At 73.1% G+C, this 7,972-nt stretch carries 8 protein-coding genes; 4 read left to right on the forward strand and 4 right to left on the reverse strand.

What is annotated here, in order from left to right; genetic code table 11:
- Positions 1-41 precede the first annotated feature (41 nt).
- The 4 genes from IEZ11_RS36615 (at position 42) to IEZ11_RS36630 (ending at position 5,419) form a co-directional block, all read left to right on the forward strand.
- Positions 42-1,028, forward strand: coding sequence for an ABC transporter permease (locus IEZ11_RS36615; protein ID WP_189267308.1), 987 nt, complete (start codon positions 42-44; stop codon positions 1,026-1,028).
- A 106-nt stretch (positions 1,029-1,134) separates the two neighbouring features.
- Complete coding sequence (locus IEZ11_RS36620) at positions 1,135-3,006, forward strand: dipeptide/oligopeptide/nickel ABC transporter permease/ATP-binding protein (RefSeq protein WP_373295015.1); 1,872 nt, start codon at positions 1,135-1,137, stop codon at positions 3,004-3,006.
- Positions 3,003-4,064, forward strand: a complete 1,062-nt coding sequence (locus IEZ11_RS36625) for an oligopeptide/dipeptide ABC transporter ATP-binding protein (protein ID WP_229713581.1) — start codon at positions 3,003-3,005, stop codon at positions 4,062-4,064. The genes IEZ11_RS36620 and IEZ11_RS36625 overlap by 4 nt, the downstream gene beginning before the upstream one ends.
- Positions 4,061-5,419: an NAD(P)/FAD-dependent oxidoreductase gene (locus tag IEZ11_RS36630; RefSeq protein WP_189267310.1), complete on the forward strand. Its 1,359-nt coding sequence runs from the start codon at positions 4,061-4,063 to the stop codon at positions 5,417-5,419. The genes IEZ11_RS36625 and IEZ11_RS36630 overlap by 4 nt, the downstream gene beginning before the upstream one ends.
- Positions 5,420-5,493: 74 nt before the next feature.
- Here IEZ11_RS36630 and IEZ11_RS36635 read toward each other — a convergent pair whose 3' ends face one another.
- The 4 genes from IEZ11_RS36635 to IEZ11_RS36650 are packed head-to-tail and all read right to left on the reverse strand — an operon-like array spanning position 5,494 to position 7,970.
- Complete coding sequence (locus IEZ11_RS36635) at positions 5,494-5,682, reverse strand: hypothetical protein (protein ID WP_229713582.1); 189 nt, start codon at positions 5,680-5,682, stop codon at positions 5,494-5,496.
- Positions 5,683-5,724: 42 nt separating this feature from the next.
- A complete protein-coding gene (locus tag IEZ11_RS36640) occupies positions 5,725-6,468 on the reverse strand; it encodes an SRPBCC family protein (protein WP_189267311.1) in 744 nt (247 codons plus the stop codon).
- 27 nt (positions 6,469-6,495) lie between these two features.
- Positions 6,496-7,743, reverse strand: coding sequence for a cytochrome P450 (locus IEZ11_RS36645; protein ID WP_189267312.1), 1,248 nt, complete (start codon positions 7,741-7,743; stop codon positions 6,496-6,498).
- 11 nt (positions 7,744-7,754) lie between these two features.
- Positions 7,755-7,970 (reverse strand): MbtH family protein, encoded by a 216-nt coding sequence (locus IEZ11_RS36650; RefSeq protein ID WP_189267313.1) that lies wholly within the window; start codon positions 7,968-7,970, stop codon positions 7,755-7,757.
- Between the last annotated feature and the right edge of the window lie 2 nt (positions 7,971-7,972).

A 7,972-nucleotide genomic window follows, 5' to 3' on the forward strand; every position in this document is an offset into this window, starting at 1 on the left:
GCGGACCGGCCGCTGCAGCCCGCCCGTCGAGGAGGTTTCCCATGACGACCGTGTCCGCGCGGCCCGGTGCCCCGGCCCGGTACCACCCGTGGGTGGTGTTCTGCTGCCGACGCGCGGCGCGCCTGGTCGTCTCGCTCTTCGTTGTCGTCACCGCTTCCTTCGCGATGATCCGGCTGATCCCCGGGGACCCGGTCCGCGCCGCGCTGGGCGTGGACGCCCCGCCGGACCTGGTGGCGGCGGAGCGGCACGAACTCGGTCTGGACCGGAGCCTGCCGGAACAGTACGTGCAGTACCTGCCGAGGCTTGCCCACGGCGACCTCGGGGTCTCACTGGTGACCGGCGAGCCGGTGGCCGAGCTGGTCAGGGCCCGTCTGCCGGCCACTCTGCTGCTCGCCGTGCTGGCCTTCGGCTGCGTACTCGTCGTCGCCCTCCCAGGGGGAGTGCTCGCCGCGGTGTGGACGCGCGGAGGGCGACGCCCACGGACGGAACTGGTGTTCACCGCCACCACCTCGGTCCTGGCGGGCGTGCCGGACTTCGTCCTGGCGGCGGGTCTCACCGCGGGGCTGGCGGTCGCCCTGCGCATCCTTCCCGCCGCCGGCGACCTCGGTTCCCGGTCCTACGTGCTGCCCGTCCTCGCGCTGGCGCTCGCCCCGACCGCGGTCCTGCTGCGGATCGTGCGGGTGGAGACACTCAAGGTCCTCGCCACGGACTATGTGCGTGCCGCCCGCGCGAAACGGCTGCCCGCCGTCCGGTTCCACGTGTGCCACGTGGCACCGAACGCGCTGACCGCGTCGCTGACGTTCGCCGGGAACCTGTTGCCGGCCCTGATCGCGGGGACCGTGCTGGTCGAGAAGGTGTTCGCCTGGCCGGGCATCGGTTCGGCGATGGCACAGTCCGTGGTCGCGCAGGACTACGCGGTCGTCGAGGCGTCGGTGCTGGTGCTCGGCTCGTCGGTCCTCCTGGTGAACTTCCTGGTCGATCTGGCCCTCGCGCTGCTCGACCCCCGTTCGGTCATCCGGAAGACGTGATCCGATGGCGCTGTCCTCTTCCCCCGCATCCTCTCCCCCGTCCTCACCGGGTGCCGCCCGCGGCCGTTCTCGCGCGTCCCGGTCGGGCTGGGCCACCCCCATGGGCGTGATCACCCTGGTGATGCTCGGCTCGCTCGTCGTCCTGGCTGTCGCCGGAGCGGTGCTGTGGGGGCAGCAGGCCGGCCGGGCCGACCCGTCGGCGGTGCTGCGCGCGCCCACCACGGGTCATCCGCTCGGCACCGACCGTCTCGGCCGCGACCTGCTCGCCCGGCTGCTCGCGGCGACCTGGCCCTCCCTGCTGCCGGCCGTCGCGGCCACGCTCCTGGGGGCGGCGGCCGGCATCACGCTCGGCGCGCTCACCGCCGTGGTCGACGGGCGCGCCGCCCGCCTGCTGGGGGCGCTGATCACCCTTCTGCTGGCCTTTCCCGCGCTCCTCGTCGCGATGTTCCTCGCGGCCCTCTTCGGAGCGGGCACGGGCGGTGCGGTGTGCGCACTCGCCGTCGCCTGCGCACCGGGCTTCGCGCGGATCACGCAGACCCTCGCCGCCCAGGTGGCCGGTACCGACTTCATGGCCGCCGCGCGGGTGCTGGGCCTGCGCCGCCACCGGCTCCTGCTGCGCCATGTCCTGCCCCACATCGCCGAACCGCTGATGCTCAACACCACGGTCGCCGCAGGCTCTTCACTCGTGGCGCTGTCGGGACTGAGCTTCCTCGGACTGGGGACGCAGCCCCCGTCGTACGACTGGGGACTCCTGCTGAGCCAGGGGCTGGACCGCGTCTACACCGAACCGCTGCCCGCCGTGGCGCCCGGTATCGCCATCGTCTACGCAGCCGTCGCGTTCCAGCTGCTCGGCGAGATGCTGGCCGGAGCCGCCGCACGGCAAGCCCGACCGCACCCGGTGGACGAGCCCGTGGCACACCCGGAGCCCGTGGCACACCTGGTGCGCACCGACCGGCCGGCGTCCGTGGACCACGTGCTGGAGGTGGCGGATCTGCGGGTCGCCCTTCCCACCGCGGACGGGGTGGTCCGGCCCGTCCGCGGTGTGACCCTCGCCCTGCGGCGCGGTGAGATGGTCGGCCTGGTGGGCGAGTCCGGTTCCGGCAAGTCGCTGACGGCGCTCGCCATCGCCGACCTGCTGCCGGACGGCGCCCGCGCGACCTGGGGCAGACACCGGTTCCTCGGCACGGACACCGAGTCGTTGTCGGGCAAGGAGCGACGCAGGCAACTGGCGACGGGGATGGCGATGGTCTTCCAGAACCCGGCCTCGGCCTTCAACCCGTCGCTGCGCATCGGAACGCAGCTGACGGAGGCCGTGCGCGCACACCGTGGCACCCCTCGTGCCGAGGCCGTCGAGCAGGCGCTGGCCCAGCTTCGGCGGGTCGCGCTGCCGGGCGGGCGCCGGTTGCTGCGCTCCCGGCCCTTCCAGCTCTCCGGCGGTCAGCGCCAGCGAGTGGCGATCGCCTCCGCATCGATGATGCGGCCCGGCCTCATCATCGCCGACGAGCCGACGACAGCCCTGGACGTGACCGTGCAGCGGCAGATCATGGACCTGCTCCGCCGGATCCGGCGCGACGACGGCACCGCGATCCTCTTCATCAGTCACGACATCGCCCTGGTGGCCGACGCCTGCGACCGGGTTCTGGTCATGTACGGGGGAACGATCGTGGAGAGCCTTCCCGCCCCTGAGCTGGCGGCCGGTGCACGGCATCCGTACACGCGGATGCTCGTCGCCTCGGTCCCCGACCTGGCCGCGGAGCGTGACCACCCCCTGCACTCCATCGAGGGAGGACCGCCCGATCCCTCCGGAGCGGCCCCGGGGTGCCCGTTCCACGACCGCTGTCCGCACCGGCTGGACCGGTGTGCGGTGGAGAGCCCGGTGCTGTCCCCGCTCGGCCCGGGGCACGAGGTCGCCTGCTGGCAGCCGCCGGCCGCGGCACCGTCCCACGGGCGGCGTGAGAACGAGGAGGCGCAGAAGTGAGCACAGGGTCGGGGCTGGCGCTGTACGACGTCACCGTCCGCCATCACGGACCCCTCGGGCCGATCACGGCGGTGGACGGCGTGTCGCTGGACGTTCCCCAGGGCACGACGGTCGGCCTGGTGGGCGAGTCCGGGTCGGGAAAGTCCACTCTGGCACGAGCGGTCGTCGGTCTTGCCCCTCTGTGCGCCGGGCGGATCACCGTCTCAGGGCGGGAGTACGGCGGGCGCCGGGTGGCCGACCGGCGTCGGCTGGGGCAGCAGGTCCAACTGGTGTTCCAGGATCCGGACACGGCACTGGATCCGCGTATGACGGTCCGTCAGTCGCTCGCCGAATCGGCCGGGGCCTTCGTCCGGCTGGACCGCCGCAGCCGCGATCAGCGGATCGGCGGACTGCTGGACCTCGTCGGCCTCGACACCGGCTGCGCCGACCGGCTGCCCCGGCAGCTCTCGGGCGGCCAGCGTCAACGCGTCGCCGTCGCCCGCGCGCTCGCCGTCGATCCGGCGGTGCTCATCGCCGACGAGGTCACCTCGGCTCTCGACGTGTCGGTCCGGGCGGCGCTGCTCACGATGCTCCGGGATCTGCAGCGCCGCATGGGCTTCGCCATGCTGTTCATCAGCCATGACCTCGCCGCCGTCCGCCATGTGTCGGACGCCGTCGCCGTGATGTACCTCGGCCGGATCGTGGAGATCGCCGCCGCCGAGAGCCTGCTGAGCGGCCCACGGCATCCCTACACCCGGACGCTGCTGTCGGCCGTGCCGAGTCTGCACGCCGGCAGACGCCCGGCCGGGGAGCCCCTTCTCGCCGGTGAGGTGCCCGACCCCGCCGCGCCGCCGGCCGGCTGCCGCTTCCATCCGCGCTGCCCCGTCGGACCGGACCGGCATCCCGGACGCGACGTCTGCGCCGTACGGGACCCGCAGCGGGAGGCGACCGGTCGGCCGCACCGCGCCGCCTGCCACTTCCCGTACGGCACGGACGACCGCCCGCCCGAGGCCCGTCACGTTCCACCGGACGGCGACGGTGACCGGACTCCGCGAACCCCCGAGGACCTGCCGTCATGACGGCCGGGGAGACGGCCGCGCCTCCGTCCGGCGCGGACGCGGTCGTCGTGGGGGCCGGTGTGATCGGTGCCGCGGTGGCACTGGAACTGGCTCGCACCGGGAGGCGCGTGGTGGTCGTCGACAAGTCCGGCGGCGTCGGCCACGGATCCACCAGCGCGTCGAGCGCGGTCATCCGTTTCAACTACTCCACCTGGGACGGTGTCGCCACCGCATGGGAGTCCCGGCACTGCTGGGCACGCTGGGCGGAGCACCTGGGCACCGTGCGCGGCCCCGGTCAGGCGGCGTTCCGGCGGACCGGAGGGGTACTCCTCGACGCACCGGGCTCCGGGGCGTCGGAGGTCGTCGCGCTGTTCGAGCGTGCCGGTGTGCCCTACGAGCGCTGGGACGCGGCGACGCTGCGGAACCGGATCCCCGGGATCGACACGGGTCGCTACGGGCCTCCCAGGTCCCTGCTCGACGATGCCTTCTTCCGCGGCCCCGAGGGTGAACTCGGTGCGCTGTTCACACCCGACGCGGGCTTCGTCGACGATCCACAGCTCGCCGCACAGAACCTCGCGGACGCGGCGGCCCGCCTCGGGGCGCGGTTCCTCTTCCACCGCGCGGTCGTCGGTGTCCTGCGTCGCGAGGACCGGGTGGCCGGCGTCCGGCTCGCCGACGGCACCGCGATCGCGGCGCCGGTGGTGGTCAACGCCGCCGGGCCCTGGTCCGGAGCGTTCAACCGGCTGGCCGGGGTCGGGGCCGAGTTCACCGTCGGAGTGCGCCCGCTGCGCCAGGAGGTCCATCAGGTGGCCGCACCGGTCGGCCGGCGTGACACCGGCTCGTCGGGACCGGGCGGCGCCGGGACCACGCTCGGCCCGATCGTGGCCGATGTCGACCTCGGGACCTATCTGCGCCCCTCCGGAGGGCATCTCCTCATCGGCAGTACGCTTCCCGCCTGCGACCCCAGGGAGTGGCTCGACGATCCCGACGCGTGCAACCCGCACCCGACGCCCGCCCGGTTCGAGACCCAGGTGACCAGGGCCGCACGCCGCTTCCCGCTCCTCGGGGTCCCGAACCGGCCGGCCGGCGTCGCCGGTGTCTACGACGCCGCGGACGACTGGTCCCCCATCTACGACCGCACCGATCTGGCCGGTTTCTACGTCGCGATGGGCACGAGCGGCAACCAGTTCAAGAACGCTCCGCTGGCGGGCCGGTTCCTCGCCACCCTGGTCGACCGGATCGAGGCCGGCCACGACCACGACCGCGATCCGCTGCGGTACACGGGGGAACACACCGGCCTCGTCGTCGACCTGGGTGCCTTCTCCCGCAGACGGCCCCTGGCCGAGGGCGCCGCCGCCCAGAGCGTCCTGGGCTGACGTACGACCTGTGCCGGTGCCCTCCGGCGGGTGACGTGCCGAAGGGCACCAGCCCGGCGCCGCCGGAGGCCGGGCTACCAGCGACCGCGTGCCGACGCCGAGCCGAGCTTGGAACTCAGCACCGAAAGAAAGGCCGGGAGCCTGGCCACCGCGGACTCGGGGACCGGGGTGACCTGGACCGTGTCCCGTACCACGTCCTGCACGACGAGTTTGTAGGTGCCGTCTTCCCGTACGAGTTCGGCGGCATAGAGCAGTTTTTCCACCAGAGGTCCTTCGGTCGTGTCGTGCGGCGGGTTCAGTCGGGTTCAGGAACCATTGAGCCAGGCGTCCCAGGCCTCGACGGCCGGCTTCTCCTCCGCCTCCTCGGCGAACAGGTGGTGCCCCAGCCAGATCGGCCAGTTCCAGGAACTGCCGTTGAAGAACCGGTACAGCGCGTCCGGTCCGCGCAGGCCCAGGAAGTCGGGGCTCAGCCAGTCCACGACCACCTCCGTCGAGCCGCCGTCCGAGCCCGGGAGGTCGAGCGACAGCCGGTCGCCGACGGCGGCGTCGTCGGCGAGGCCGAGGCGCCGACGCAGAGCGGCGAAGTCGGCGGGGTCCTCGGTGCACTCGCCACGGGCGGCCCTGACGTAGACGGCGGGGCGGCCGGCGAAGTGCCTCAGGTACTCGGGAAGGGAGTGCTGGTAGAAGTCGACGTGCTTCTCCGCCGCGTCCGACTTGGTGTCCCAGTTCCAGGTGTCGTCGACGACGCCCGTGTGCACCCAGTGGATTCCCATCCGCAGGTGGCTCGTGCCGCCGTCGGCCGGTTCGATGCGGTAGGTGAGCGTGTTGGAGAACCCGCCGTCCTGGGTCGCCCGGACCGCGAAGTGGTGCGGCGGCTCCCACGCCACGACGGTGCTGTCGCCGCGCGTGGCCTTTCCGCCGACGCGCGGCTCGACCTCCATCGGGTACAGCCAGCCGAGGTTGCCGGCGCCGGTGGCGACCGCGTCCCAGACCTGTTCGGGCGTGGCGGGCAGATCCTGTTCCCGGCGGACCTCGAACTCTCGGGCCATGGTCACTTCTCCTTCGTCGTTCATGGGTCAGTAGGTGAGCGGAAGCGCGGTGAGCCGCCGTTGCAACGGGTTGGGGCGCCAGTCGAGTACCGCGTCGTCGGCCAGCCGCAGGTGCGGGAGCCGGCGCACCAGCGTGCTCACGGCCACTTCCGCCTGGAGCTTGGCCAGCGGGCCGCCGAGGCAGAAGTGCGGGCCGTTGCCGAAGCTGAGGTGCCGGTTGCCGGGGCGGGTCAGATCGAGCAGGTCGGGGTCCTCGAACCGCTCGGGGTCCCGGTTGGTCGCGGCGAGGAACAGGTAGGCCAGCTCGCCCTCGCGCAGCGTCCGCCCGCCGATCGCGACGTCCTCGGCGGCGACCCGGACGATCGCCTGGGTCGGGGTGTCGTAGCGGGCGAGTTCCTCGACGGCGGTGCGGATCAGCGTCGGCTCGGCGCGCAGCCGGGCCAGCTGGCCGGGGTGGCGCAGCAGGGCGAGCATGCCGTTGCCGACCAGGTGGGTGGTGGTCTCGTCGCCCGCGGTGATCAGGACGAAGCAGGTGGCCAGCAGCTCGGAGTCGGTGAGGCGGTCGTCCTGCGCCTGGGTGGCGACCAGGGCGCTGATGAGGTCGTCGCCGGGGTCGGCCCGGCGGCGGCGGACGAGCCGGGCGAGGTACTCCTCGTACTGTTCGATCGCCGCCTCGGACTTGTCGATGTCCTCGCTGAGCCTGCCGAAGCGGTGGAACCACGTCTTGACCTGCGGGAGGTCCTCGGCGGGGATGCCGAACAGCTCGCAGACGACGGACATCGGCAACGGCGAGGCGACGGCCTCGATCAGGTCCATGGCCGGCCCGGCCGCGACCGCCTCGTCGATGAGCCGGTCGACGATCCGCTGGATGCCGTCGCGCAGGGCTTCGACGCGCCGGGCGGTGAACGCCCGGTTGGCCAGCTTGCGCAGCCGGGCGTGGTCCGGCGGGTCGGTGTTGCTCATCACCCGGCCGAGCCGGTCGGTGAGCCGGCTGAAGGCCTTGAGGTCGCCGCCGAGCGCGCTGTAGGCGCGGGTCATCCGGTCCCGGTCGTTGGAGAGCCTGAGGTCGCTCAGCGCCGCCTCGACGTCGGCGTACCGGGTGAGGTACCAGATGCCCTGGGCGCTGCGGTGGACCGGGTCCTCGCGGCGCATGCGGGCGTAGAAGGGGTACGGGTCCCGGCGGGCCTCGGGCGTGAGCAGGGCCGCGGCGAGGTCGTCGGACCGGGCGAGGCCCGCGCCGGCGCGGGCCTCGTCGGCGGTGTCGGTCAGGTTCACTGCGCGCCCTGCTACTGCTGGGCGTTCATGGCGTCGGCGAGGCTCCTGGGCCGCATGTCGGTCCAGGACCGCTCGACGTACTCCAGGCAGGCGGCGTGGGTGTCGGGTCCGTGCGCGACGCTCCAGCCGTCGGGGACGTCCGCGAACTGCGGCCACAGCGAGTGCTGGTTCTCGTCGTTGGTGAGCACGAGGAAGGTGCCGTTCTCGTCCTCGAAGGGGTTGGTCATGG

The sequence above is a fragment of the Streptomyces fuscichromogenes genome (genome assembly GCF_014645815.1).
GTDB classification, from domain to species: Bacteria; Actinomycetota; Actinomycetes; order Streptomycetales; family Streptomycetaceae; genus Streptomyces; species Streptomyces fuscichromogenes.

What these genes read in the sequence shown, in the direction of transcription:
- IEZ11_RS36615 (WP_189267308.1), top strand. Translation starts at nt 42, where the DNA reads ATGACGACCGTGTCCGCGCGGCCCGGTGCCCCGGCCCGGTACCACCCG.
- IEZ11_RS36630 (WP_189267310.1), top strand. Translation starts at nt 4,061, where the DNA reads ATGACGGCCGGGGAGACGGCCGCGCCTCCGTCCGGCGCGGACGCGGTC.
- IEZ11_RS36640 (WP_189267311.1), bottom strand. Translation starts at nt 6,468, where the DNA reads ATGGCCCGAGAGTTCGAGGTCCGCCGGGAACAGGATCTGCCCGCCACG.
- IEZ11_RS36650 (WP_189267313.1), bottom strand. Translation starts at nt 7,970, where the DNA reads ATGACCAACCCCTTCGAGGACGAGAACGGCACCTTCCTCGTGCTCACC.